Genomic DNA, 24,142 nt, shown 5'->3' with positions numbered 1-24,142 from the left:
TTACGCAGCTCAAGCGCTGGCAAACGTTCCATGTTTGGACGATTTAGTTCAATTCCGCCATTGCATCGGTCAGGCTGGGGAAGTTCAGGCAGCACCGACGGATAAAATCATCGATGCGGCCCATATCTGCCAGTGGCAGCTCGGGTTCAGCCGGAAACAGCATATTCTGGTCGGGAAAAGTGCCATAACCGGCAAAGAGACAGTGCCATGACAAGGGAGCATAATATTTGGAAATGCCCTGCCGCTGCACCTCAACATCCAGTTCGCCGCCTTTGAACCAGCAAGTCATCAGCGCTTTCAACGAATCCGAGAGATTGTCGTGATTGGCATTGGCGCGCCAATATTCGCCGTCGCCCCGGGTATTCAGCCGGTAATGCGCAACAATATAGTCACGAATTCCGTCATAGCGCGCACCTATGCTGCGGTTGAATTCGTCACGGTTTACATCCGAGAAGCCGCCAGCCTCGAAGGCGTCAGCAAATCCTTCGACCGTTGCCTGCACGATATGCAGCGCGGTTGCTTCAAGTGGTTCAATAAAGCCCTGGCTTAGGCCGACGGCGAGGCAATTTGCGACCCAGCTATTGGCCACTCGCCCCACCTTCATCTTCAAATGCCGGGCCTCGACATCGGATTCGAGCATGCCCAGATGCTGGCGCAGTTCGGTCTCGGCTTGGTCGGCGCTGATATACTGGCTTGAATAAACATAGCCATTGCCGGCGCGATTGGTCAGCGGGATGTGCCAGGCCCAACCTGCCGAAAGCGCCGTTGCCTTGGTCTGGCACGTTATCCCCTCTGGATCATTCGGGGTGGGCATTGCGACGGCGCTGTCGTTGAACAGATTGTCCGAAAAGGAGAGAAATCGTTCGCCAAGCGCCTGTTGCATGATTGTGGAACGAAAGCCGCTGCAATCGACGAAGAAATCCGCCGTAACGGCCTCGCCATCCTCAAGTTGCAGCGCCGCGACCCGCCCGTTCGCATCGAGCTGCACCTCAACTACGGTGCGTGCGATATGATCTACATTGAGTTTGCCCGTCGCGTACCCGCGCAGGTAAGCGCCGACCAGATTGGCATCGAAATGATAGCCATAGCCGAGGTCGAAGGGGAAATTTTCATTGGGGATTGGGGCCAGTTTCAACTTCGCCAACTGGCTCGAAAGGAAAAACCGATCGGGATGGGCCCACACGTCACGCCCCGTGCGGCGCGCGCGGGTGTGAAAATAGAAATGCGGCACGGTGTGGTGATCAAGTTCGGTCTGGAAAGGGTGGAAATAGCTTTCAAAGCCCGGTTTGTTCGACCATCCGTGGAATGAAATCCCCGCCTTGTACGTCGCGTTGCAGGCAGGCATCCATTCGGCTTCGGCGATACCAAGCGTTTCAAAAAAAGCACGCAATTGCGGTGTGGAACCTTCGCCCACCCCGATTATTCCGATTTCAGGCGATTCAATAACGGTGATGCGGTGTTGCGGCCAACGTTTGCCCAGCAGGCACGCGGCCATCCAACCGGCTGTGCCGCCACCCATGATGCAAATGTGCAAAGCTTTGGTCGAGTTCATTTCGTCCGAGAAAGCAGGAAATCGAGCGGGATGTCCACCCTTTCGCGCCATGCGGCCTCGTTATGATCGGTGCCCTCGAAAACCCGGCTCGACCAGTTGCGATTGCGGCGCCAGCCCGCGGCTGCAAACAGCTTGTCCATGCGGCTGCTATAGGGCGCGTAGAAACTGTCGAGATTGACCGATCCGTGATCGGTGTAGAAACGGTTGGGGCCGGGACGCATGCGGCTTTGCTTCATCCATTTGTCGAATGCTGCAACGATTGCATCGCGATCGGCTTCACTCGCCTTGGTCGGATCGGCCAAAGGCCAGTGGATCGAGAGCGCAGCGGCATTTCCGAATATCTCGGGATATTCGCCCATAGCATAAAGCGAGATCAGGCCACCCATGCTTGATCCCATCAAGGATGTGGATTTGCGGTCGGTCTTCGTGCGGTAGCTTCGGTCGATATAGGGCTTCAGTTCTTCAACCAGGAAGCGCAGATAATTATCTGCCAACGAAGCGCCGCCATGGAGGCCTTCTATCCGCGCCCGCAAATCGGCGGGGAGGTTCGCCGCCACCTTCGCCGGCAGATACTCCCTGCCCCGCAAATCGGTGTTCCAGACGCCGATGATGATCGCCTGCTTCTTCCGGCCTGCCATGGCTTCGTCGACACCCCATTCCTTTCCGCCATATGCATAGCCGGGCTCGAACAGGTTTTGCCCGTCATGCATGTAGATCACGGGATAGCGTTTGCTGGACCCGTCATAATCGGGCGGCAGCAATATGCTGACATTGCGGGCCTTGACGAATGAAGAGGCGAAATTCTCTATCTTTACGATACGCGCATCGGCATCGGGCGCCGCCAGCACGGCGAAGAAAAGGCTGAAAAGACCGATCACGATGCGCGACAGGGCATTCATCAGCCGATTTTCTCCAACACGAGCGCCCCATAGGCACCGATCGTCCAGTCTGCGGCCTGGTTCAGGCTTTCCACCTTGCGCCAATTGGCAGGCTGTTGGCTGGGCCATTCTATGTTTTCGGAACCGAGGTTAAAGATGCAAAGCAATGTCTGGCATTTGCTTTTGCGTTCGAACGCCAAAACAGATCCATTCGCATCAAGAATACGGATATCGCCAGAACGCAGAGCTTCATTGGACTGGCGCAAGGCAATGAAACGCTTGGTCTCTTCGAGCATCGACCCCGCAGTGCCGGCCTGTTGGTCAACTGCGTGCGACGCATGATCTGGGCCGAATGGCAGCCAAGGTTCGTGCGTAGAGAAGCCGCAGTTTTCCTCGCGCGCAGACCATGGCATCGGTGTGCGGGTTCCATCACGCGACAGGGTCAGCGGCCAATTTGCGATTGCTTCAGGATCCTGAAGTTTTTCGAACGGGATATCGACTTGCGATAGCCCCAGTTCCTCACCCTGCCAGATGATCGCATTCCCGCGCAGGCACAGGAACAACAGCATTGCCATACGGGCAAATTCGTCGCGCGCGCCTTCGGGTGCCCATCGGCTGATCCAACGCGGCGCATCATGATTGGAAAATGCCCAGCTTGGCCAGCCAATACCCTCGCCTGAGGGCCAGTTCTCAACCGCTTCGCGGACCAGCGCCGGCGTCAGTTTTTCGGCATAAAGAAAATCAAAGCCATAGGCGCTGTTGAAATGCGTATTCCCCGCGGTGAACGCTTTCATTTCCTTGTCGGGCTCCGGCCCGCCGACTTCAGCAACGGTGAAACGATCTGGATAGCGATCGGTAAGCGCACGAATGCGTTGGATGAAACCCGGAATATCGGGATGCGATTGGTTGTGGACTTTGAGCTGGAAATCGAACGGGCGGGTGCGCACGCCATTGCCCAATGGTGCGGGCGGGTTATCCCGCAATTGCAAATCATGCATGGCAAAGTTGATCGCATCAACGCGGAAACCGTCGACTCCCCGATCGAGCCAGAATTTTGCGACACCCAGCAACGCTTCCTGCACTTCGGGATTGTGCCCGTTCATCTGCGGCTGTTCGCGCAGGAAATTGTGCATGTAATACTGGCCGCGACGGGCATCCCACGTCCATGCAGGCCCACCAAAGACCGATTGCCAATTGTTGGGCGGTGAACCATCCGGTTTGGGATCAGCCCACACATACCAATCCGCCTTTGCATTATCGCGCGACGAACGGCTTTCGGCAAACCAGGGATGCTGGTCCGACGTGTGAGAATAGACCTGATCGATAATGACCTTGAGACCCAAGCCATGCGCCTTGGCGATCAGTGCATCGAAATCGTCCAGCGTTCCGAAAATCGGGTCGACCCCGCAATAATCGGCAACATCATATCCGAAATCGCGCATTGGCGATGTGAAGAATGGCGATAGCCAAATCGCATCGACGCCAAGCGAGGCGACATAATCGAGCTTGCCCGTGACACCGGGTAGATCGCCCACGCCGTCACCATTGCTATCCGCAAAGCTGCGCGGATAGATTTGGTAGATCACAGCTCCACGCCACCATTCGGACAGGGCAGTGGAGGAGATCATTATTTTCTGCATATCATTCATTTTACGGTACAAATTACATAGTCAAGCGGTGCGAGCGATATGCTGGCGGAGCCGGGGGCGTTGAGGGTCGGGCAAGTCCCGCGAACTGGCTCGAACCACTGCGCAGCCGGGCTTAGTTCAAAGTTTCCGGTAATCGCATCGGTGCTCGTATTGGCGACAACGATCACTTCTTCGCCGCTTTCCTCATCGATCCTGCTGAATGCAAACAGGCCCGGCTTTTCGCCATGATTGCGCACGATGGTCTTTCCGCGGCGCAAAGCGGGCGACGCCTGACGGATTTTGGCGAGGTCGGCGATATGCCGGTAAATCGGATGGTCCTGCGCATAATTGTCTTGCGCATGGCTGTTGTCGGTGCCGATCAGGTCATTGTCGAGATAGACCTTCACTTGCGATGCAAAGTGCGTTTCGCGCGCATCCTGATCGCCCCCGTCGCCGACAAATCCCTGCTCGTCGCCCGAATAGATGGTGGGCACGCCGCGCATCGTGAACATCAGGGCATGGCCGAGTTGGACCCGCTGCAAAAGCTCATCGGGACTGATGTCGGGCATCCGGCGACGCAAATTGGTGGAAAATCGCGCAATGTCGTGATTGCCGAGGAAAGTCGGCATCCGCTTCGCCGAACCGGGACCATCGCGGTAAATGATGTCATTGGCGACCAGGCGGCTAAGCGCCTCCGGTCCATTCTTTCCGCTCAGTGCATCGACGACTGCCCAGGTGAAGGCAAAGTCGAGCGTATGGTATAGGTCAGACCGGTTATAGCGGGCCAGCGTTGCCGTGTCGGTGCCATCGACCATCACTTCCGCAAAGATATGGAAATTGGGGATGCCACGCGCCTTTGCGCGATCCATCATCGCGGGAACGAAAGCCTGCCAGAATTCGGAATTCACATGCTTCGACGTATCGATGCGAAAGCCATCGACACCGAAATCATCGATCCATTTGCCGAATATATCGATAAAGCCGCGCACGACGCGCGGGTTTTCGGTCGCAACATCGTCCAGCCCGACAAAGTCGCCATAGACGACGCTTTCACCCTTCCAATAGCTGTTACCGCGGTTGTGATAGTATCGGATATCGTTGAGCCAGGCGGGCACTTTCACATTCTTTTCCGCATCCGGCACGAACGGCTGGTACGCGAAATTCATGTCGTTCAGCTTGGCGAAATTCTCGTCGGTCTGCACACTGTCGCCCTGGAAACCGGGGTTGATCGCCTCGCCCTTCACCCCGCCTTTGCGCGACCATGGGTAATCGGCGATGCTGCGATAGGCGCAGTCCCCGGGGCAGTCCCGATACTGGATGACGTCAGCCGTGTGGTTGACGACAATGTCCATATAAACCTTCATCCCGCGTGCATGGGCGGCGTCGACAAAGGCCTTGAACTCGGCATTGGTTCCGAAATGCGGATCGATCGAGGTGAAATCGGTGATCCAGTAACCGTGGTATCCAGCGCTTTCCTGCCCTGGGCCGCCTTGCACCGGTTTATTCTTGAATATGGGTGCAAACCAGATTGCGGTCATACCCATCGATTGCAGATAATCGAGTTTCTGCGTGAGCCCTTTGAGGTCGCCGCCCTGGTAGAAACCCTTGTGGGTCGGATCGAAGCCGTGCTTCATCCGGTCACCTTTGATGCCGCCGGTATCGTTTTTGGGATCACCATTGGCAAAACGATCAGGCAATACGAAATAGATCACCTCATCTTCGGGCAGGCGGTCGCGGAAAGATTGCGCGGCCAGCGGCGAAATGGCGGTGGCGGCCAAAGCTGCGGCGAGGAGCAGTTTGCGCATCATAAATCTCCGGAAGAACAGTTTTGGCGAATATAGTCCGCATGTTCAGGCATGCGGGCGACCTTGGCGGCAATCACCTCTTCGATAGACACCAGATATTTATCGACCGCCTCGTCGCCGGGGGCATTTGCCAAGGGGTGGTAGGCGGCGGGTTCAATCCCCTGCCCGATCAGCACCTGCAACCAACCGGTCTCGGTGAACAGTTCTTCATTGTAGCGGAACAAACGCCCGCTTGATCGGAACAGTTCCAGCTTATGCTGAAGACTGTCGGTCAGTTCGAGATTGCGGCAAGCCTGCCAGAAAGGTTCGTCGCGACCATTGGCCCAGTAGTGAAGCATCAGGAAGTCGCGGATCGTTTCAAACTCAAACGTCATCTGGCGGTTGAAACGCTCAACCTCGGCCCCGGCGATTTCACCGGCTGGCAACAGGTCGATCAGATGTTTGATGCCCGATTGCACCAGATGCAGGCTGGTCGATTCCAAGGGCTCGAGGAAACCGCACGAAAGCCCCAATGAAACGACATTCTTCTTCCAGAATTCGCGCCGGTGGCCGGTTGTGAAACGGATAGGACGGGGATCAGCCAGCGGCTTTCCATCGAGGTTCGCGAGCAGCGTTTCCGCTGCACGATCATCATCGATGTAATCGCTGCAATAAACATAGCCATTGCCGATGCGATGCTGCAGCGGAATGCGCCACTGCCAGCCCGCCTCGCGCGCCGAAGCCCGCGTATAGGGCAAAAGCTTTTCAGCGGATTCACAAGGCACAGCCAAAGCACGATTGCACGGCAGCCATTTGGACCAGTCGACATATTCCGAACCCACTGCTTCGCCGATCAACAACCCGCGAAAGCCCGAGCAATCGATGAACAGATCGCCTTCGATCAGTTTGCCGTTTTCGAGTTTGACCGCGGTTACAGCGCCGGTTTCGCCGTTCAGAGGGATGTCGACAATGCGGCCTTCATGACGGACAACACCGCGCGCCTCGGAATATTTGCGCAACATGGCGGCATAAAGCCCGGCATCGAAATGATAGGCATAAGTGGGTGCGCCCAACGGCGCTTGCGGCAGCGGGTCGTTACGCGAAAAACGGTTCGCCCGCGCGGTGCATTCGGAAAGGCTGTAATGATCAAGCGTGCGGGCCTTGCCGCGCGCCTTGGCCTGCAACCAATAGTGGTGAAAAGGAATAAGGCCCAGATCGCGCCCTACATGCCCAAATGCATGCATGTAGCGCTGACCCGGTGCGCGCCAGCCATCAAATTCGATGCCCAGTTTGAACGTGCCCTTGGTCGCTTTCAGGAATTCGTTTTCATCGATTCCCAATACGCCGTTGAACAACAATATCTGCGGAATAGTGGCTTCGCCGACCCCGACAGTTCCAATCTGGTCGGATTCGACAAGGGTAATCTGCCAATCGGGTGTCAGAAGCCGTGACAATGCTGCAGCGGCCATCCAGCCTGCAGATCCGCCTCCAACAATGACTATGCGCATCGGTCCTGCCTGCCTCGTTTGCGGAGCCGCTATGGCCCGAAAATGAAAGGGGCGCCACCGATGGCAGCGCCCCCAAGGTTAGGTATCAGAACTTGAAGGTAATGCCAGCCTGGTAACGGCGGCCATAGGTCTGATAATCGATCACTTCGAGCGGAGCGCCCGGATTGATGGTCGAGAAGGCTTCGTTCGTCAGGTTCTGACCCTGGATGAACAGCGACAGGCCTTCAAGGCTGCTGCCCGGCTGGAAGTCATAGCCCAACTGAGCGTCGACGATCATTTCACCGCGCGCACGGCGGCGGACACGGTTGCCACCGAAGCCGGACAGTTCGCCCTGGAAGGTCGAACGGTAACGGACGCTACCACGGGCGCTGAAGCCATTCTTTTCGAAATAGGCCGTGCCGTTGGCAACCCAGCGCGAATAGCCATCAATGTCGCCATAAGGCTGACCCGGAGCCGGACGCAGCTTGCTCTTGGTGTAAGAGACACCGCCGGTTACGCCAAAGCCTTCAAGCGAGGGCGTAAAGGTTTCGAACGGAAGCGTACCAGCAAGTTCGACACCGTAGATCTTGCCACCGTCACCATTGAGCGGCGCGTTGAGTGTACCAATGCGCGACGGAACGACTTCGGCACCCAGCGGGAAGCCGGTGTAATCGAACGGGAATTCCGCGTTGTAGATCCAGTTCAGCAATTTCTTGTAGAAGAGCTGCGCAGCGACATAACCCTTTGTACCGAAATATTTTTCGAAGGTCAGGTCAGCAGCGTTCGCCCGGATCGGTTCAAGGAACGGGTTACCGCCACCGCCACGGATGACGGGGGTCGGGCCGCTACGATCGACGCCATAGCCGATCGACACGCGCATCTGATCCATGCGCGGACGCTGGATTTCGCGAGCGAGGCCGACGCGGATGACAAAGTCGCTAGCCGTACGGAGCGAGAGGTTGAGGCTCGGCAGCCAGTCAGTGTAGCTGGTTCCCAGCGTTGTGGGGGTCGCCACACCGTTGAAGAACAGCGCACCGGTGCTGCTCTGTTCAGCCTTGATCACCTGAACGCCGACATTACCGGTCAGCTGGCTCGAACCGAGTTCGGTATCGATCGCAGCCTGCAGGTAGCCGGTGATCAGCTCTTCATCGACGACATAGTTTTTCGAAATGACGTCCTGAACCGCGTTCGGCACCAGACGGTAGATTCCACCTTCAAGGAGTTCCTGCGGATCATAGCTGATGACCGGGCCAAGGCCGAGATAGTTCAGGTTGGTCGGACGCAGCAGATACTGGTCGGGAACGCGAAGATCAGCCGCACCGCTTGCAAGGACGACAAAATATTCGTCCGCATAAAGCGACTTGCCGCGATCATTGTAAGCGACGCCCGCGCGTACCGCTGAGAAGAAGCCGTCCAGTTCCTTTTCGAGGTCGAAACGAACGGTGGTCAGTTCGTCGTCAACAAGGCGGTCATTGTAATAACCATCCTGGCCGCCCGCGATGCCACCCCAGCCCATCGGAGAGGTCAGGCGGATCAGGTTCGGATCGGAATAGTTGAGCGTCGGACGGAACACAGTTCCGGTGGTGCTTTGCGTGAAACCAATGGTGTCACGAGCGCCAACGCCTTGGCCACGGCCGGTACCAGCGTTGGATTCAAAAATAAGCTCGTTACGATCGGTACGCGAGGTACCCCAGTCAAAGGTCGCATTCCAGCCATTGCCGATATCCCAATCGACGTTGAAGCCGCTCGAGAAAAGGTCAGCCGAACGGACCAGCTTGTGGTTGTTCACAACCGCTTCGATGTTGGTGAAGGTGCCATTGACGATATGGCCGTCCTGCACGGTGTAACCCGGGTTGATACCCGCCGAAGTCCAGCCAAAAGCGCTCGACAGCGGAAGCTCGATACCGCGCTTGATGATATCGTCATCAAACTTCGAGTAGAACAGGTCTGCAGTGATGCGGACATTGTCCGAAAGGTCGCCCTGCAACGTACCGCCAAGGCCGAAACGCTTCAGGTTGGTCGAGGTGACGAACGACTTGTTACCGGCAATCAGGCGCGCGCCGGAGAAATCATTGTAACCCCAAGCGTTATATTCCTGAACCTGGTAGGATTCGTCGACATAGTTGGCGGTCAGCGCGATACCGACAGTGTCGCCACCGAACTGGTCGATATAGGTTGCGTTGACGCGATAGCCCTTGTCGTTCGAACCTGCGTTGAGCTTGCCCAGATCGGTAAGGCTGCCCTTCACGCCAAATGCAAGAACGCGCTTGCCGGTTTCCAGCGGGCGCGCGGTGCGGATATCGACGGTGCCAACAAGGCCCTGACCGATGATGTTTGCCGAAGGTGTCTTGTAGACATTGACTTGGCTGACCATTTCCGAGGGATATTGGTCAAATTCGACGGCGCGGTTGTCACCGGTCGAGGTCTGTTCACGACCATTCAGCAGGGTCTGCGAAAGATCGGGGCCGAAACCACGGATCGAGATGAAGGCCGAACGGCCGTTCAGGCGCTGCGAGGTGAGACCCGGCAGGCGAGCGATCGATTCAGCGATCGACGCGTCAGGCAGCTTGCCGATATCTTCCGCCGAAACCGATTCAACGATCTGTTCGGCGTTCTTCTTTTCGGCGACAGCGCTTTCCAGTGCTGCGCGGAAGCCGGTTACGACAATCGCCTCTTCTTCATCGGCGACTTCTTCGGCCGCAGCATCTTGTGCATATGCTGCACCCGGCAGCGCAGCAAAAGCGGCAAGCGCCAGCGCGGTTGCACTGGTCGTTTGCGCCAAGCGCGCACGTACTTCATTCGTTTTCCACGAAGCAGACATCCTGTATCCCCTCATATGCGGCCCAGTCGTTGCTGCACCGCTTGTTGCAACTTCAAATGCATGACCACCCAGTCTGGCCATCACCATTCAAATACTACGCGCGCCGCAGCGAATGACAGTTATTCACATACGTATTCAGAATTATGCGGTAACGACGTTGCACGAATGCCGCACCCTGCTTATGGAATGTCGCAGGAGAGCCGGTCGCAACATATGCCACCACATAAGCCTACGTCTTTTGACATCGCGCAACTCGCCGGGGTTTCGCAGCCTACGGTTTCGCGTGCACTCCGTGGCAGCCCTTCTGTATCCGAACAAACACGCAAACGGATCGAGGCAATTGCACAGCAGCTCAATTACAAAGTCGACAAGAATGCATCGAGTTTGCGCACCCAGCGCTCCAACACGCTGGCACTTTTATTCTTTGAGGACCCCACACCCGACGAAACGGGCATCAATCCGTTCTTCCTTTCAATGCTGGCTTCAATCACGCGCACGGCCGCACGGCGGAACCATGACCTTCTGATTTCCTTCCAGCAACTCTCCGCCAACTGGCATGTCGACTATGAGGATAGCCGCAAGGCGGACGGCATCATCTTGCTCGGCTATGGCGATTATGAACTCTACCGCCCGAAACTCGAACAACTTGTCGAACAGGGCACCCATTTTGTCCGCTGGGGGCTCGCCGGCGGGCAGGATGAAATGGGTACAACCATCGGTTGCGACAATCTCGATGGCGGCCGACTGGCGGCGGAACATCTGATTACCCACGGCCGTAAAAATATCGCCTTTCTCGGCGATGCTTCAGAGCATTCGCCAGAATTTCGTGATCGCTATCTGGGAGCCAAGAAGGCCTGGACCGCGGCGGGCGTTTCGACCTCGAAAGACCTGCAGGTCAATGCCATCAACACCGAACAATCCGGCTATGATGCCGCGCAGCAATTGATCGCGAGTGGTGTGAAATTCGATGCTATCTTTGCCGCGAGTGACCTGATTGCCATCGGGGCTATCCGTGCCGTGGAAGAGGCTGGCCTTTCCATTCCGTCAGATGTTGCCGTGATCGGTTTTGACGATATCCCGGCTGCCAGCCTTGCGCACCCACCACTCACTACCGTCCAGCAGGACTATCGCTTGGCGGGCGAAGTGCTGGTCGATACCTTGCTCAAGCTGATCGAAGGCAAGAGTGCCGAGGGCAAAACGCTTCCAGCCAAGCTCATTGTCCGCAAATCCTGTGGAGCGCATTAAGCGAACGTATTCGTATACGTAACGGATGGCGTGACCCCATCATATTGCCGCGCCGCGATTTCGCTGCCAACCTGCGGCAAAATAAAGTGGGGAGAGGATGATGGAAAAGCCGCGTCAGGGCTTTTGGGGCCTTTGGAACATTTCGTTTGGCTTCTTCGGAATCCAGATTGGATTCGCGTTGCAGAACGCGAACATGTCGCGCATTTTCCAGTCACTCGGCGAGAGCCTGGATAATCTGACTGCGCTGTGGATCGCGGCCCCACTTACAGGCCTGCTCGTCCAGCCGATCATCGGACATATGAGCGACCGGACCTGGCTCGGCAAATTGGGACGCCGCCGTCCTTATTTCCTTGCCGGTGCGATCATGGCCTCGCTCGCTTTGTTTGTGATGCCCTTGGCCCCTGCCCTATGGTTTGCGGCCGTGATGCTCTGGATATTGGACGCTTCGATCAATGTATCGATGGAACCCTTCCGCGCATTTGTTGGCGATATGCTGCGCAAGGACCAGCATACGGCAGGATATTCGCTACAAACTGCATTCATTGGTGCGGGCGCGGTAGTCGGCTCGATCTTCCCTTGGGTATTGGACCATCTGGGCGTTGCGAATGAAGTCGCTGGCGGCGGCATCCCCGACACGGTCAAATACAGCTTCTGGTTTGGCGGGTTGATCTACCTGCTTTCCGTTTTGTGGACGGTGTTCAGCACCACCGAATTTAGTCCAGAAGAGTTGCGCGCGTTCGGGCAGGAAGATGCCGAAGGCGATGACTCCACCATCCGTGCCCTCGCTGCCCGATCGTCCAACAGCGCTTTGATCTGGGTCGTGCTGGGCTTTGCGGTCGCGGCGGTCGTTGCCTATGAGGACCTTGAGAAGGAAGTTTACCTGCTCGGCGCACTGATGGCGGGCTATGGCCTTGCGAGCCTTGTCGCCATCCAACTGGCCAAAGGCGGCCGCAGCAACAACATGCTGAGCCACATCGTCGGCGATTTCTCGGGAATGCCGGAAATCATGAAGAAGCTGGCCCTCGCCCAGTTCTTCAGCTGGTCGGCATTGTTCATCATGTGGATCTATACCACGCCGGTGGTTGCCCAATATGTTTTTGGTTCGAGTGACCCGGCTTCGGCGGCCTATAACGAAGGCGGCAACTGGGTGGGCATCCTTTTCGCGGTCTACAATGGCGTCGCTGCTCTGGCCGCCTTGTTCCTGCTTCCCAAATTGGCGGCCCGTTTCGGCAAGGTCAAAACACACATGGCTTGCCTGCTTGCCGGATCGGCAGGCTTTGCAGCCTTCCTGTTCATCCGCGATCCGCAAATGCTGCTGCTCGCCGAAATCGGTATTGGCATCGCATGGGCATCGATCCTCGCCATGCCTTACGCCATCCTCGCTTCCAGCCTGCCGCAGGGCAAGCTTGGCATCTATATGGGGCTGTTCAACGTCTTCATCGTTGTACCGCAATTGCTGGTGGCGACGGTGATGGGCACGATCCTGAAGGCGTTTTTCCCGACCGAGCCGATCTGGACCATGGCCTTTGCCGCCGTCGTCATGGCGCTGGCAGCGCTGGCAACGTTGCGGGTGAAGGAGCCCGCTTAAGCGCGGGCCCAGATCCTGCGCCCGCCAGCATCGGCAACAACCGCGCCGGGAGTGCCCACCGGTTCGCTCTTGCCGCTGGTAAGGAACTCAACCATCGCGCCGTCCGCTACATCAACATGTGCGAGCGTGCGGTCGCCGCTCGGGGTGCGTGCCACCACCACCCCGCCCTTGGGGCTGCCATCGCGGCCATAGAATATGGTGTAGGTTTCCACCGTGCCGGTGCCGACATAGTCCTTGTCGAGTTCGGGGACAGCTTCACGCGCAGCATCGGCCTCTGCCTGGTAATCGAAATTCTGCGGGAATTGCGCGGCAGCCAGCGGTTTGTTCGAAACGACGATGCAATGATTGTCGGTCGCAAAACCGCCATTGGCGAACAGGAAGCCGTTGGTGCCTTCCTTGCGTAGTTTTTCAACCATCGAAACGACAGCATGACTCATATAGTTGGCGATCGGTCCACCACCAAAGGTCAGACCGCCAAATACCGTTGCGGGTTTGTCGACCGGCCATCCAAGTATCCGCCGCGCCATTTTGGGCACGCACGGAAAACAGCTGTAAAGTTCGACAAAATCGAAGTCCGCGCCGCTCATCTTGTTGAGTTCCAACGTGCGGCGGATCGAGGTTTCCATGCTGACTGAGCGGTCATAGCGATCGCGTTGGAGGAAACTGTAAGCCTCCTTCGCCGCCGCGCCCATGCCGACATAGATCATCTTGTCCTCGGCAATTCCAAGTCGGCGCGCTTCGGCAAGGCTGGCCACGATGAAGCCGGCGCCTTGGTTCACTGACGCATTTGCCACCATCAGCTTATTGTAAGGGAATGCAATCGGGCGGTTCTTCTCGTTTGATGTGATAATTTCTTCCGGTGACGCGGGCTTGCGGATCCATGCGCCGTCATTGGCGGCTGCAACCTGGCTGAAGCGTGACCAGATTTCACCGCTTTCTGCCTGCCCCTCGGCCAATGTCTGGCCATAGGCTGCGCGCCCGGCATTCTCGTAAAGCGGGTAAACATCGACTGGCGCATTGAGCCCATGTTGTTGTGCGTAACCAGGCTCGCGCTTGGCCTCTTTGCGCACACCTTCAAACACATCCTTTTGCGGCGTTGCATGCTTGGCGAGGCGACCGGCAATGGTACGCAGCGCCTCTGCCCCAGCGACTGCAGCCAGCTTGATCTCTCCTGCCCCGATGCGGTTGGCCGCTTCGTTGAGCAGGCGGATTGGCGTATCGCCATGCGGCGCTTCGGATTGATAGCAAACCGATGGATTGGCACCCAGGGCTTCGGCCAATTTGCGGTCGAGCGGGTTAAGGTTGCGGAAACTGATCTGGTCGACAACCGCAACGCTATCCAGTTGCGAAAGCAGCGAAACCCCGCTGTCCGCCTCGGCGCGTTTCAAGGCTTCGACCATCAATCCCAATGGATCAAGCCCATTGTCAGGGTCTTCGGGGCGGTCGTTGATCTGGCCTACGCCAATGATGACGGGGATGCGTTCGATATCAGTCATGCCGGCCATTGACCAAATTAGACGGTTCAGCGCAACTGTATATTAATCGATCAGTTAAATTTCCCGCTGGCCGCGCACGTGCAGCATTGATAGCCATTGGCAAGCGAACGCCGAGTCCGGCGGCGTGGAGGGAGAGGGAGCGCGATGACTGTCGAGAAAACCAACAGTGCGGGCGAACCGCTGGTCAAAATCGAACATCCGGCAGAAGGCGTGGCGCGGATCGTGCTCAACCGCGCCGAAAAGCGCAACGCGCAAAATTTCGCGATGCTGTACCAACTCGATGCCGCATTCACCGCCTGTGCGCGTGACGAAAGCGTCGCCGTGATCATCCTTGCAGCCGATGGCCCCGATTTCAGCAGCGGGCACGATCTGAAACAACGCGACGTGCAGCCAACCGATTTCGATGTCCTCGGCAACTGGGCCGATTTCACTGCTCCCGGTGCCGAGGGCCGCTATTCGGTTGAGAAAGAGGTCTATCTCGACCTGAGCGAGCGCTGGCGCAATGTGCCCAAGCCAACCATTGCCCAGGTTCAGGGGCGCTGCATTTCGGGTGGGCTGATGCTGGTGATGGCCTGCGACCTGGTGGTTGCTGCCGACAATGCCGCCTTTTGCGACAACACCATCGACCTTGGCGTGTGCGGGACCGAGTTTTTCAACCATCCATATGATTTCGGCATTCGCAAGGCGAAGGAGCTGTTGTTCACTGCCGGCTGGATCAGCGCGCAGGAGGCAGTTTTGACTGGCTTCGTCAACCGCGTAGTGCCGCTGGCCGAACTGGAAACCGCTACGCGCGGCTTGGCCAGCGTGATTGCAGCCAAGCCGCGCTTTGCATTGAAAATGGCAAAGGAAGCGATCAACGCCGCCCACGACGCCATGGGCCGCCCGCAGGCGATGAGCACGATCTTCGCGCTGCACCAGCTTTGCCACAGCCATAACATGCAGGTTTACGGCCTGCCCATTTCGACGATGGAAATCAAAAAACCCTGAGGAAAAATGGCGGACAGACAGGGATTCGAACCCTGGGTACGCTCACGCGCACAACGGTTTTCGAGACCGCCCCGTTCGACCACTCCGGCATCTGTCCGCACGTCTTTGCGGGCGTTGGTCGGTGCCAAAAACTGGCGTGCCCGTGCGACAGAGCGCGGCCATTAGCGAATGATTCCGGCTTTGCCAAGCGCAAGGTTGCAAGAATGCGATTGGGCAACGATATTGGGTGCATGAAAGCGAATCCTGAAATGCCGCCCGTCGCCGAAGCCCGCTTTTCGATCGGCGACATTGTGCGCCACCGCGTGTTCGATTTCCGCGGCGTGGTGTTCGATATCGATCCGGTCTTTGCCAATAGCGATGAATGGTACGAAGCCATTCCAGAGGCTGTGCGCCCGCATAAGGACCAGCCCTTCTATCACCTGTTCGCCGAAAATGCGGACAGCAGCTATATCGCCTATGTCAGCCAGCAAAATTTGCTGCCCGATGCCGACAATGGCCCGGTGAACCATCCCGCGATCGAAGGCTATTTCGAACCCTGGACCGGCGGGCCTTACCGCCTCGCCGCATTGATGCGGCAATAGCCTAGCTAACTGGCAGCGACTTTATCCAAGCTTCTAGCAGGGCTACCCCTTCATCATGCGCGGTGGCGCGCCCCAATTCGGGCATGGCGATACCCGGGTCGGTGCTTTTCATCCGATAGATCAGGATCGAACGTTCGGGATGCCCGGGTTCGATAACGAAGTCGAAATTGCCCGATCCCCTGCCCGCCGCGACAGGACGCTTGCCGATGCCCAACGCAGCGGCATTGCGTTCATGATCGTCATAGAACAGGCCGGAGTTGGAGGCGGAGCCGGTGGGTTTGTGGCAATGCCCGCAATTGACCCGCAAATAAGCGAGCGCCCGTGCCTCCAAAGCGCCCGACTTGGAATCGTCCCATTTCGCTTCGAGTGCTGCCAATTTGGCGGGCGCCGCGCCACGTGCCTCGAACGCGAGCTGCGCCTTCGCATTGGTGAAAGAGAGGTTTTGCCAAACCGGTCCAACCGGCATCACGCTATCCTTGGTTGAATGGCATTGCTTGCACTGATTCTTGTTCGGAACCGAATAGCTGATGCTCATCTTGGTGCCGTCGGGCTTGGTGAAATCAACCGGCTTGCGTGCTCCTCCCACCTTCAAAACAGCATCGCTGCCATCGGCATTCCAGACATAGGGCAAGGCAACCCAGCCCTCTGCACGATGCAGCAACAGGCGGGTTTCGATGATATTTAGCTTTCCCGCAGCATCATGATAGCCAAAGCTCTTGATCAGCGCGCTTCCCACCGGGAATTGCAGGCGCCCGTCGCCATCCACGCTAAATTTCGCGTCTGCAGGCATGTATAGGAAGCGCTGTTTTTCAGCGTAATCGGTAAATAACGGCGTGCGCAGCGCATAGGGAAGCAAGGCAGGCGACGGTCTATCCGCCCCGCCTGTGAAAAAGCCGTATGCCGAGAGCGACGCCGGATATTCAGCCGAAAGAATCGCGGTATCGTTCACATCTGCAGGCTTGCCCTTGACCGAAACGGCAAGCGCAAGCGCCGCAACCGCCGCCAGCAACAGACGCATCAGCGGACCGCAGCCTCCATCGATTCCGGCAGGCGGATGCGCGGCAATTCTTGCGGCAGGTTGGTGCTGTTTTGCAGCATCACCGGCTGCGCGCTTTCAGGCGATGCTTTCAGGTCGGCAAGGCCGAGCGACAGCGCAGGCACCGGGTCCGCGACGACTGGCTTGGCCTCATCGCCGCCCGCTCCATCCCAGAAAATCGGGGGCAAGCTGCCACCCAGAGCGGTTGCGATTTGCTGGCTGCCTGGGAATTTCGGATCCCATCCGGCCTTGTCATGCTGGTTGCCCCAGATCGCAACGCCGCGCGCAATCGGATCATATTTCGGGTCCTGGTGCGGATAACGATAACCGACAACCATCACATTGGTCGTGCCGTTCTGGCCGAGCATATTGTCGAACACATGGACGTTGCGATTGGCCATCACCATCACGCCGGTTCCGGTCGGCACATTGGCGACGATATTGCCCTTGGGTGCGAAATTGGGGGTCGAATTGTCGACTACGACATTTTCGAAAATGCGGACATTCTTTCCACCCATCTGGAGCAGGTTGGGCAAATCGAAGACAAGGATACCGCCGGTATTCTTGGTCGCCAGATTGTCGTGGACATCGGCGTCGTAGCTGTTCTCGATCTCAATCCCGGCAACATTTTCGAGCGCGACCGAATTGCGCACCACGATGTTACGCGACTGGCCGACATAGATACCGGCGTCGGATGCACCGCGAACGAGCACGCTATCCACGAGCACATCCTGGCTTTCGACCGGATAGATGCCATAAGCGCCGTTGGTTTCCTTGGGTCCACCGGTCCACTCGACGCGGATCTGGTAGTAAACGATGCGATCGGCACCCTTGGACTTGATGCCATCGCCCTTGGTGTTCTCGACCGCGAAATCACGCAGCACCACATCATCGGAAGTTACCAGCAACCCCTCACCCGCGCCCAACTGGCCGGTGAAATCGAGAATTGTCTGGCCGCTACCTTTGCCACGCACCGTCACTTTGGGCACATCGAGCGACAGACCGTCGGTCAGTTTGAAACGGCCAGCGCCCAGTTCGACCACATCACCCGGCGCCGCGCTAATTAGCGCTTCCTGCAAGCGGGTCTGCGCGTCATCGCCAGGCGCGACGACGATGGTTTTGGCAAAGGCTGCACTGCTGGAAATAGCCAGCGTGGCAGCGGCGATGGCGTAAACGCCTTTGTCTCTCATCCTCATGCGGCAAGTCTGCAATATCCATCGCAACTTGCCAAGGATTTCGTCAGGGGGCGTCGCCGAAAATCCAGTCCACGCCGGCGTCGGCATGGATTTCAGCGCTGTCGTAAATCGGCAGGACATTGGCCTTGGTATCGACGATCATCCCCAATTCGGTGCAGCCAAGGACAACCGCATCTGCGCCATCCTTGTCGATTTCGGTGATCATCGTTTTCAGCGCGCGTTCCGAATTGCGCACGACCTGCCCCGCCATCAACTCTTCATAGATGATGCGATCAAGTTCCTCGACGTCATCCGCCTCCCAGGGGAGCAAGGTTACCCCATGCTTGACGAGCCGCTGGCGATACCAGCTTTCGGCCATCACATTGCGGGTACCGATCAAGGCAGCCGATTCAACCCCATCCGCCTTCATCTTGCGGCCGACGGCATCGGCGATGTGCAGCACCGGCACCTTCACGGCCTCGCTGACACGGTCATGCACCTTGTGCATGCTGTTCGCACCAATCAGGATCGCAGTTGCGCCGCAATCTTCAAGATGCTTGGCCGAATTGATCAGGACATTGGCAACATGGTCCCAATCCTGTTCGGTTGTCGCTTTGGCAATGTCGCAGAAATTGAGGTTATCGAGGATCATTGGCGCGCTGCACATCATGTTCGCACGGCGCTGCACCTGCTTGTTGATGCGGCGATAGTAAAACTCGGTCGAATGCCAACTCATACCGCCAATCAGGCCGATTTTGCGCATCTTAGACTTTCCCTAAAACGGAATCGAATCGCCCCGGTCGATTGGCCGGGGCGAACTATTGTTTCAGCGGATAGCGTGATGCAGCTTAGTGCTGCAAGGCCTTCACAATATCGTCGACCATTTTCTTGGCATCGGCGAGCAACATCATGGTCTGGTCCATGTAGAAGACGTCGTTATCGACGCCTGCATAGCCCACGCCGCCCATGCTGCGCTTGATGAAAAATACGGTCTTGGCCTTGTCGACATCGAAAACGGGCATGCCATAGATGGGCGATGATTTGTCGGTCTTTGCCGCAGGGTTCACAACGTCGTTCGCACCGATGATGAATGCCACATCGGTTTGCGCAAATTCGCTGTTGATGTCTTCCAGTTCGAACACCTCATCATAGGGCACATTGGCCTCTGCGAGCAGGACGTTCATGTGCCCCGGCATGCGGCCCGCCACGGGGTGGATCGCATATTTGACGCTGACGCCTTCCTTTTTGAGGAGATCGGCCATCTCGCGCAGCGCGTGCTGCGCCTGCGCCACCGCCATGCCGTAACCCGGAACGATGATAACGCTTTCGGCCTGCTGCATCATATAGGCGGCGTCTTCAGCCGAACCGCGCTTCCATGGGCGCTGTTCCTTGGCTTCGCCGCCGCCTGATGATGCATCCGCACCAAAGCCACCGGCGATTACACTGATGAAGCTGCGGTTCATCGCCTTACACATGATGTAGCTGAGGATCGCGCCCGACGAGCCAACCAACGCACCGGTGATGATCATCGCGCTGTTGTGCAGCGTGAAACCCATCGCGGCTGCAGCCCAGCCCGAATAGCTGTTGAGCATCGACACGACGACCGGCATGTCCGCTCCGCCAATCGGAATGATCAGCAGGAAACCGATTACGAAAGAAAGAACGACAATCGTCCAGAATACCCATTCGGTGCCAGTCGTCGGCAACATCGCGAAATAGGCGGTAAGGCCAATAATCGCGATCAAAGTGCCAAGGTTGATCACATGCCGCCCCGGCAGCAGGATGGGCGAACCCGACATTTTCCCGGCAAGCTTCAGGAAAGCGATGACCGAACCCGAAAAGGTGATCGCACCAATTGCAACGCCCAGCCCCATTTCAACGCGGCTAACGGTCAAAATCTCGCCATTGGCATCAAGAATGCCGAACGCTTCGGGGTTGAGATAGGCAGCCACACCCACCAGCACCGCTGCAAGGCCGACCAGCGAGTGGAAAGCCGCGACCAGTTGCGGCATGTCCGTCATCGCGATCTTGCGCGCTATGACCCAACCAATGCCGCCACCGATAGCAATAGCACCCAGGATTTCAGGGAGCGCCGCAACCTCATGCGTTACAAGCGTGGTGACGACGGCGATCAGCATGCCCGCCATGCCGAAGCGGTTGCCGCGGCGCGAGGATGCCGGCGAGCTTAGCCCGCGTAGCGCAAGGATGAAGAATACCCCGGAAACGAGGTAGGCAAGCATGGCCCATGCGGGAACGACTGCATGTTCCATCTCTTACTTGTCCTTTTTCTTGTACATGGCGAGCATGCGTTCAGTGACTGCGAAGCCGCCAAAGATGTTGACGCTGGCGAGCACCACCGCGATCAGGCCAAGCCATTTCGCACCGGGCGCACCCGAAGCCGCCGCAGCGATCAACGCGCCAACGATAATCACCGAGGAAATTGCATTGGTCACCGCCATCAGCGGCGTGTGCAGCGCAGGCGTGACCGACCAGACAACATAATAGCCGACAAAACAGGCCAGTACGAAGATCGATAGGATTGATATGAAGTCCATGTCTTGCTCCGTCAGCCCAGCAGCCGTTCGTTGACAACCTTGCCGTCCTTGGTGAGGCGGATGGCTGCGGTGATTTCGTCTTCGTCGGGCAATACCGGTTTGCCCGCTTCCTTGTCCCAAAAGGCAGAAAGGAAGTTGAAAAGGTTGCGCGCAAACAGCGCCGACGCGTCAGCTGCAAGATGCGCTGGCGTGTTCGAATAGCCGATGATCTTGACGCCATGCTTGACGACGACTTCGTCTGCCTTCGACCCTTCGACATTGCCACCTTGCGCGACTGCAAGGTCGAAAATCACACTGCCGGGCTTCATTGATGCGATTTGCGCATCCGAAATGAGGCGCGGCGCCGCGCGTCCGGGGATCAGTGCCGTGGTGATGACGATGTCCTGCTTGGCAATGTGGCTCGATACCAGCTCGGCTTGCGCCTTCTGATATTCTTCAGACATTTCCGTCGCATAGCCACCGGCACCTTCGCCTTCGATACCTGCAACATTCTCGACGAAAATGGGTTTCGCGCCGAGGCTTTCAATCTGCTCCTTGGTCGCCGAGCGCACGTCAGTTGCCGAAACCACGGCACCCAAACGGCGCGCGGTGGCAATCGCCTGCAAGCCAGCAACGCCGACACCCATGATGAACGCCTTGGCAGCGCTAATCGTGCCTGCGGCCGTCATCATCATCGGAAAGGCACGGCCATAGGCCGCAGCGCTGTCGATTACGGCCTTGTAACCGGCAAGGTTCGATTGCGACGAGAGGATATCCATGGATTGCGCGCGGGTGATGCGCGGCATGAATTCCATCGCCAGCGCTTCGACACCGGCAGCCGCATAATCGTCGATGCGCTTGCGCTGACCGAAAGGATCAAGCCCGGCGACAATCCATGCCCCCTTGGACGCACCTTTGAGCGCCTTTGGATCGGGCCCCTGCACACCGAGTATGATGTCGGCATCCTTCACAACCGCAGCAGCAGCGCCGATGGTCGCGCCCACAGCGGTATATTCTGCATCGGAAATGGAGGCGCTGATCCCGGCCCCGGATTCGACAGACACGTTAGCACCGAGACCGATAAATTTCTTCACCGTCTCGGGAGAGGCCGCAACCCGGGTTTCGCCGGGAGCGACCTCTTTGAGAACTGCAATTTTGGTCACGTTATGCGATGATCAGCAATACGAGAGCTGTAACTGCGATCGAAACGATGGTTCCCCATTTCAGCAACGAGAGAAATCCGGTGTAGGTTTCGCTCGCGTCGCGCATGTCCTGATTTCCAGCCAATTCAGCCTCCCTAAATATCCGCCTTGCTATAGGCCATGCGCGGCTAATAGCCAGATGGTGGGTATTGCTCAAGCACCCCGCGAACAGAATTTTTATTGGATGCTTAATAGGCTCTTTACCACTTGTTGGTACCGCGTTGGTTCACCAGGGGCCCGATGGGATTTCGATGGCGGATAAAGAGACACGATTGCTGATGCTTGTCGATGACGAGCCTGCCCAGTGCAGGTTGGTTTCGGCTATCGCCAGTCGTGCTGGTTGGCGGACGGTTTTCGCCCGCGATGCTGAGACCGCCATCGCCATGCTGGGCACCCAGGATGGCATGATGCTTGACGCTATCTTGCTCGATCAATGGGTTCCCGGTTCCGATGCGGCATCTTTGATTGCGGAGCTCAAGTCACGCCGCCCTGCCCTTCCCGTCCTTTTGATGACCGCAATCGGATCAACCGACAGCGCGATCGAGGCCATGCGGGCGGGTGCTTCGGATTACATCATCAAGCCGGTGGCGGCAGAGCGCCTGATTGCTGCGCTCAGCCTGGCCGCCGAACATGCCAAGGATTTTGGCGAATTGCAGCCTTTGACCGAAAAAATCGGCCATCAGCTGGAATTTGACGAAATCATCGGCTCCGCGCCGGCTTTCCGCACCGCGCTCGCCATTGCCGCAAAGGCGGCACGCAGCAAGGCGCCGATATTGATTGAAGGTGAAGGCGGAGTCGGCAAAGAGGTTGTTGCCGATGCCATCCACGCGGCATCACCGCGCGCGCGACTGCCATTCCTGAAGGTCAACTGCGGCGCCATCGCCCCGAACCTGCTCGATTCCGTGCTGTTCGGGCATGAAAGAGACGCCTTTGCAGGTGCATTTGATCGCCGCGTCGGCATCTTGCAACAAGCCGATACCGGCACGGTTTTCCTCGATGAAATCGACCAGCTTCCTTCCGAAACGCAGGTACGCCTCGTGCGCCTGCTCACCGAGGGTGAAATCCAGCCATTGGGATCGCCGCACAGCTATCGCATCGATGTCCGTGTCATCACCGCCTGCAACAATGACCTGACGGCAAAGCTTGAAAGCGGCGTTCTGCGCGAAGATCTTTATTACCGGATCAACGTCGTCCAATTGCATATCCCGCCATTGCGCGATCGGATCGGCGATATTCCCGCCCTTGCCCGCCATTTCCTCGGCCGCATGGCGAACCAGCCCGGCCTTCGAAGCCTTGGAATCACCGAAGAGGCCTTATCATTGCTGCGCAGCTATAACTGGCCGGGCAATGTCCGCCAGTTGCAGAGCGCACTTTTTCGCGCTGCCGTGCTGTGCGAACGCGACGCACTCACGCCTGACGAGTTTCCGCAAATCGCTTCGGCGGTGGGGCGGCGTTCCGAAACGGTGATGAACCACAACGAAGGTGTCGGCGTTTCACTTTATGAGCAGGACGGCAACATGCGTCCGCTGGAAGAAATCGAGGCCGACGTCATCCGCCTGGCGATTGGCCATTATCGCGGCCGCATGACCGAGGTTGCGCGCCGATTGGGCATCGGCCGATCGACGTTGTACCGCAAGCTCGCCGATCTCGGCATTGAAAGCAGCGCGGCTTAGTTCTTCCCGAAGATTAATGTCGTAATCCACCATCCGCCGAACGATGCGGAACCGGTCAATAATGTTCCCCAAATGATGTCGAGCACTGTCACCTTGGTGCTCCACACCTTTAGCGTCGCATAATTGGTCAGATCATAGGTCATGTAGCAGAAAAAGCCGAGCAGCGCGCCCCACAGCACCGCTGTCTGCCATTTGCCACTGTGCAATGCAGGGCCTACCGCAAAAATCATCATACCTAATATGTACAGCAGGTAGAAAGTTACCGCTGGGCCAAGCCGAAAACCGCCTTGATACATCAGTTCGCCGATTTCGGGCTTATACAACCGCTCGTACATCGTTCGCAGCCAGACGCTGTCGATCAACGCAAAGGACACGCCCGTTGCGACATAGGCTACAACATATTTTGCGATCATGCTTCAATCTCCTATCGGCAGGATAGCATCTGGGAGAAGGCAAACGATACGGGTTAAACCCG

Annotated in this window: 20 protein-coding genes and 1 tRNA gene; 5 read left to right on the top strand and 16 right to left on the bottom strand. The window is 57.5% G+C overall.

Annotation, left to right across the window (positions count from 1 at the left end; all coding sequences use genetic code 11):
- Positions 1-43 precede the first annotated feature (43 nt).
- From ACFSAG_RS02365 to ACFSAG_RS02340, 6 genes are all read right to left on the bottom strand, one after another.
- Positions 44-1,552, bottom strand: coding sequence for a tryptophan halogenase family protein (locus tag ACFSAG_RS02365; protein ID WP_381511055.1), 1,509 nt, complete (start codon positions 1,550-1,552; stop codon positions 44-46).
- Positions 1,549-2,451 carry an alpha/beta hydrolase gene (locus ACFSAG_RS02360; protein WP_381511053.1) on the bottom strand — a complete coding sequence of 301 codons (903 nt, stop codon included), beginning with the start codon at positions 2,449-2,451 and terminating at the stop codon, positions 1,549-1,551. Before ACFSAG_RS02360 ends, ACFSAG_RS02365 begins: the two co-directional genes overlap by 4 nt.
- Positions 2,451-4,070, bottom strand: a complete 1,620-nt coding sequence (locus ACFSAG_RS02355; RefSeq protein WP_381511052.1) for an alpha-glucosidase — start codon at positions 4,068-4,070, stop codon at positions 2,451-2,453. Before ACFSAG_RS02355 ends, ACFSAG_RS02360 begins: the two co-directional genes overlap by 1 nt.
- 5 nt (positions 4,071-4,075) lie before the next feature.
- Positions 4,076-5,866: an alpha-amylase family glycosyl hydrolase gene (locus ACFSAG_RS02350; protein WP_381511050.1), complete on the bottom strand. Its 1,791-nt coding sequence runs from the start codon at positions 5,864-5,866 to the stop codon at positions 4,076-4,078.
- Complete coding sequence (locus tag ACFSAG_RS02345) at positions 5,863-7,350, bottom strand: tryptophan halogenase family protein (RefSeq protein ID WP_381511048.1); 1,488 nt, start codon at positions 7,348-7,350, stop codon at positions 5,863-5,865. The genes ACFSAG_RS02350 and ACFSAG_RS02345 overlap by 4 nt, the downstream gene beginning before the upstream one ends.
- Before the next feature lie 85 nt (positions 7,351-7,435).
- Complete coding sequence (locus ACFSAG_RS02340) at positions 7,436-10,150, bottom strand: TonB-dependent receptor (protein ID WP_381511046.1); 2,715 nt, start codon at positions 10,148-10,150, stop codon at positions 7,436-7,438.
- 186 nt (positions 10,151-10,336) lie between these two features.
- Here ACFSAG_RS02340 and ACFSAG_RS02335 point away from each other — a divergent pair, with 186 nt between their 5' ends.
- On the top strand, positions 10,337-11,395 hold the full coding sequence (locus tag ACFSAG_RS02335; protein WP_381511044.1) for a LacI family DNA-binding transcriptional regulator: 1,059 nt from the start codon (positions 10,337-10,339) through the stop codon (positions 11,393-11,395).
- A gap of 100 nt (positions 11,396-11,495) precedes the next feature.
- Positions 11,496-12,983, top strand: a complete 1,488-nt coding sequence (locus ACFSAG_RS02330; protein ID WP_381511042.1) for an MFS transporter — start codon at positions 11,496-11,498, stop codon at positions 12,981-12,983.
- On the opposite strand, the gene ACFSAG_RS02325 is transcribed toward ACFSAG_RS02330, so the two are convergent.
- The gene (locus tag ACFSAG_RS02325; protein ID WP_381511040.1) at positions 12,980-14,479 is read right to left on the bottom strand and encodes an acetyl-CoA acetyltransferase; all 1,500 of its coding nucleotides are present in this window, start codon (positions 14,477-14,479) and stop codon (positions 12,980-12,982) included. The two genes, ACFSAG_RS02330 and ACFSAG_RS02325, sit on opposite strands and share 4 nt — an antisense overlap.
- Positions 14,480-14,623: 144 nt before the next feature.
- Here ACFSAG_RS02325 and ACFSAG_RS02320 point away from each other — a divergent pair, with 144 nt between their 5' ends.
- Complete coding sequence (locus tag ACFSAG_RS02320) at positions 14,624-15,466, top strand: enoyl-CoA hydratase (protein ID WP_381511038.1); 843 nt, start codon at positions 14,624-14,626, stop codon at positions 15,464-15,466.
- Between the two features lie 7 nt (positions 15,467-15,473).
- Here ACFSAG_RS02320 and ACFSAG_RS02315 read toward each other — a convergent pair.
- Positions 15,474-15,563: transfer RNA gene (locus ACFSAG_RS02315), tRNA-Ser, on the bottom strand.
- A 133-nt stretch (positions 15,564-15,696) separates the two neighbouring features.
- Between ACFSAG_RS02315 and hspQ the strand changes: the two genes are divergently transcribed.
- Entirely contained in the window at positions 15,697-16,047 is a 351-nt protein-coding gene (gene hspQ / locus ACFSAG_RS02310; protein ID WP_381511036.1) for a heat shock protein HspQ, read from the top strand.
- Position 16,048: 1 nt separating this feature from the next.
- Here the strand turns inward: hspQ and ACFSAG_RS02305 are convergent, their stop codons facing one another.
- The 7 genes from ACFSAG_RS02305 to ACFSAG_RS02275 form a co-directional block, all read right to left on the bottom strand.
- Positions 16,049-17,065 (bottom strand): SO2930 family diheme c-type cytochrome, encoded by a 1,017-nt coding sequence (locus ACFSAG_RS02305; RefSeq protein ID WP_381511034.1) that lies wholly within the window; start codon positions 17,063-17,065, stop codon positions 16,049-16,051.
- Complete coding sequence (locus tag ACFSAG_RS02300; protein ID WP_381511032.1) at positions 17,065-18,279, bottom strand: parallel beta-helix domain-containing protein; 1,215 nt, start codon at positions 18,277-18,279, stop codon at positions 17,065-17,067. Before ACFSAG_RS02300 ends, ACFSAG_RS02305 begins: the two co-directional genes overlap by 1 nt.
- A gap of 43 nt (positions 18,280-18,322) precedes the next feature.
- Positions 18,323-19,021, bottom strand: coding sequence for an aspartate/glutamate racemase family protein (locus ACFSAG_RS02295; RefSeq protein ID WP_381511030.1), 699 nt, complete (start codon positions 19,019-19,021; stop codon positions 18,323-18,325).
- An 85-nt stretch (positions 19,022-19,106) separates the two neighbouring features.
- A complete protein-coding gene (locus tag ACFSAG_RS02290) occupies positions 19,107-20,528 on the bottom strand; it encodes an NAD(P)(+) transhydrogenase (Re/Si-specific) subunit beta (protein WP_381511028.1) in 1,422 nt (473 codons plus the stop codon).
- A 3-nt stretch (positions 20,529-20,531) separates the two neighbouring features.
- Positions 20,532-20,813, bottom strand: a complete 282-nt coding sequence (locus tag ACFSAG_RS02285) for an NAD(P) transhydrogenase subunit alpha part 2 (RefSeq protein WP_374610833.1) — start codon at positions 20,811-20,813, stop codon at positions 20,532-20,534.
- An 11-nt stretch (positions 20,814-20,824) separates the two neighbouring features.
- Positions 20,825-21,955 (bottom strand): NAD(P) transhydrogenase subunit alpha, encoded by a 1,131-nt coding sequence (locus ACFSAG_RS02280; protein ID WP_381511026.1) that lies wholly within the window; start codon positions 21,953-21,955, stop codon positions 20,825-20,827.
- A gap of 1 nt (position 21,956) precedes the next feature.
- Positions 21,957-22,079, bottom strand: a complete 123-nt coding sequence (locus ACFSAG_RS02275; RefSeq protein WP_374610830.1) for an aa3-type cytochrome c oxidase subunit IV — start codon at positions 22,077-22,079, stop codon at positions 21,957-21,959.
- Positions 22,080-22,245: 166 nt separating this feature from the next.
- Here ACFSAG_RS02275 and ACFSAG_RS02270 point away from each other — a divergent pair, with 166 nt between their 5' ends.
- Positions 22,246-23,667: a sigma-54-dependent transcriptional regulator gene (locus tag ACFSAG_RS02270; protein WP_381511023.1), complete on the top strand. Its 1,422-nt coding sequence runs from the start codon at positions 22,246-22,248 to the stop codon at positions 23,665-23,667.
- Here the strand turns inward: ACFSAG_RS02270 and ACFSAG_RS02265 are convergent.
- A complete protein-coding gene (locus tag ACFSAG_RS02265) occupies positions 23,664-24,080 on the bottom strand; it encodes a DUF2177 family protein (RefSeq protein WP_374610826.1) in 417 nt (138 codons plus the stop codon). The two genes, ACFSAG_RS02270 and ACFSAG_RS02265, sit on opposite strands and share 4 nt — an antisense overlap.
- Positions 24,081-24,142: the final 62 nt, after the last annotated feature.

Source organism: Sphingorhabdus buctiana (assembly GCF_042680825.1).
Taxonomy (GTDB): domain Bacteria; phylum Pseudomonadota; class Alphaproteobacteria; order Sphingomonadales; family Sphingomonadaceae; genus Sphingorhabdus_B; species Sphingorhabdus_B buctiana.
Note: the sequence above shows the minus strand (reverse complement) of the source record. Positions and strands in the feature narration are given on the sequence as shown.

What these genes read in the sequence shown, in the direction of transcription:
- ACFSAG_RS02365 (WP_381511055.1), bottom strand. Translation starts at nt 1,552, where the DNA reads ATGAACTCGACCAAAGCTTTGCACATTTGCATCATGGGTGGCGGCACA.
- ACFSAG_RS02360 (WP_381511053.1), bottom strand. Translation starts at nt 2,451, where the DNA reads ATGAATGCCCTGTCGCGCATCGTGATCGGTCTTTTCAGCCTTTTCTTC.
- ACFSAG_RS02355 (WP_381511052.1), bottom strand. Translation starts at nt 4,070, where the DNA reads ATGCAGAAAATAATGATCTCCTCCACTGCCCTGTCCGAATGGTGGCGT.
- ACFSAG_RS02350 (WP_381511050.1), bottom strand. Translation starts at nt 5,866, where the DNA reads ATGATGCGCAAACTGCTCCTCGCCGCAGCTTTGGCCGCCACCGCCATT.
- ACFSAG_RS02345 (WP_381511048.1), bottom strand. Translation starts at nt 7,350, where the DNA reads ATGCGCATAGTCATTGTTGGAGGCGGATCTGCAGGCTGGATGGCCGCT.
- ACFSAG_RS02340 (WP_381511046.1), bottom strand. Translation starts at nt 10,150, where the DNA reads ATGTCTGCTTCGTGGAAAACGAATGAAGTACGTGCGCGCTTGGCGCAA.
- ACFSAG_RS02335 (WP_381511044.1), top strand. Translation starts at nt 10,337, where the DNA reads ATGTCGCAGGAGAGCCGGTCGCAACATATGCCACCACATAAGCCTACG.
- ACFSAG_RS02330 (WP_381511042.1), top strand. Translation starts at nt 11,496, where the DNA reads ATGGAAAAGCCGCGTCAGGGCTTTTGGGGCCTTTGGAACATTTCGTTT.
- ACFSAG_RS02325 (WP_381511040.1), bottom strand. Translation starts at nt 14,479, where the DNA reads ATGACTGATATCGAACGCATCCCCGTCATCATTGGCGTAGGCCAGATC.
- ACFSAG_RS02320 (WP_381511038.1), top strand. Translation starts at nt 14,624, where the DNA reads ATGACTGTCGAGAAAACCAACAGTGCGGGCGAACCGCTGGTCAAAATC.
- hspQ (WP_381511036.1), top strand. Translation starts at nt 15,697, where the DNA reads ATGAAAGCGAATCCTGAAATGCCGCCCGTCGCCGAAGCCCGCTTTTCG.
- ACFSAG_RS02305 (WP_381511034.1), bottom strand. Translation starts at nt 17,065, where the DNA reads ATGCGTCTGTTGCTGGCGGCGGTTGCGGCGCTTGCGCTTGCCGTTTCG.
- ACFSAG_RS02300 (WP_381511032.1), bottom strand. Translation starts at nt 18,279, where the DNA reads ATGAGGATGAGAGACAAAGGCGTTTACGCCATCGCCGCTGCCACGCTG.
- ACFSAG_RS02295 (WP_381511030.1), bottom strand. Translation starts at nt 19,021, where the DNA reads ATGCGCAAAATCGGCCTGATTGGCGGTATGAGTTGGCATTCGACCGAG.
- ACFSAG_RS02290 (WP_381511028.1), bottom strand. Translation starts at nt 20,528, where the DNA reads ATGGAACATGCAGTCGTTCCCGCATGGGCCATGCTTGCCTACCTCGTT.
- ACFSAG_RS02285 (WP_374610833.1), bottom strand. Translation starts at nt 20,813, where the DNA reads ATGGACTTCATATCAATCCTATCGATCTTCGTACTGGCCTGTTTTGTC.
- ACFSAG_RS02270 (WP_381511023.1), top strand. Translation starts at nt 22,246, where the DNA reads ATGGCGGATAAAGAGACACGATTGCTGATGCTTGTCGATGACGAGCCT.
- ACFSAG_RS02265 (WP_374610826.1), bottom strand. Translation starts at nt 24,080, where the DNA reads ATGATCGCAAAATATGTTGTAGCCTATGTCGCAACGGGCGTGTCCTTT.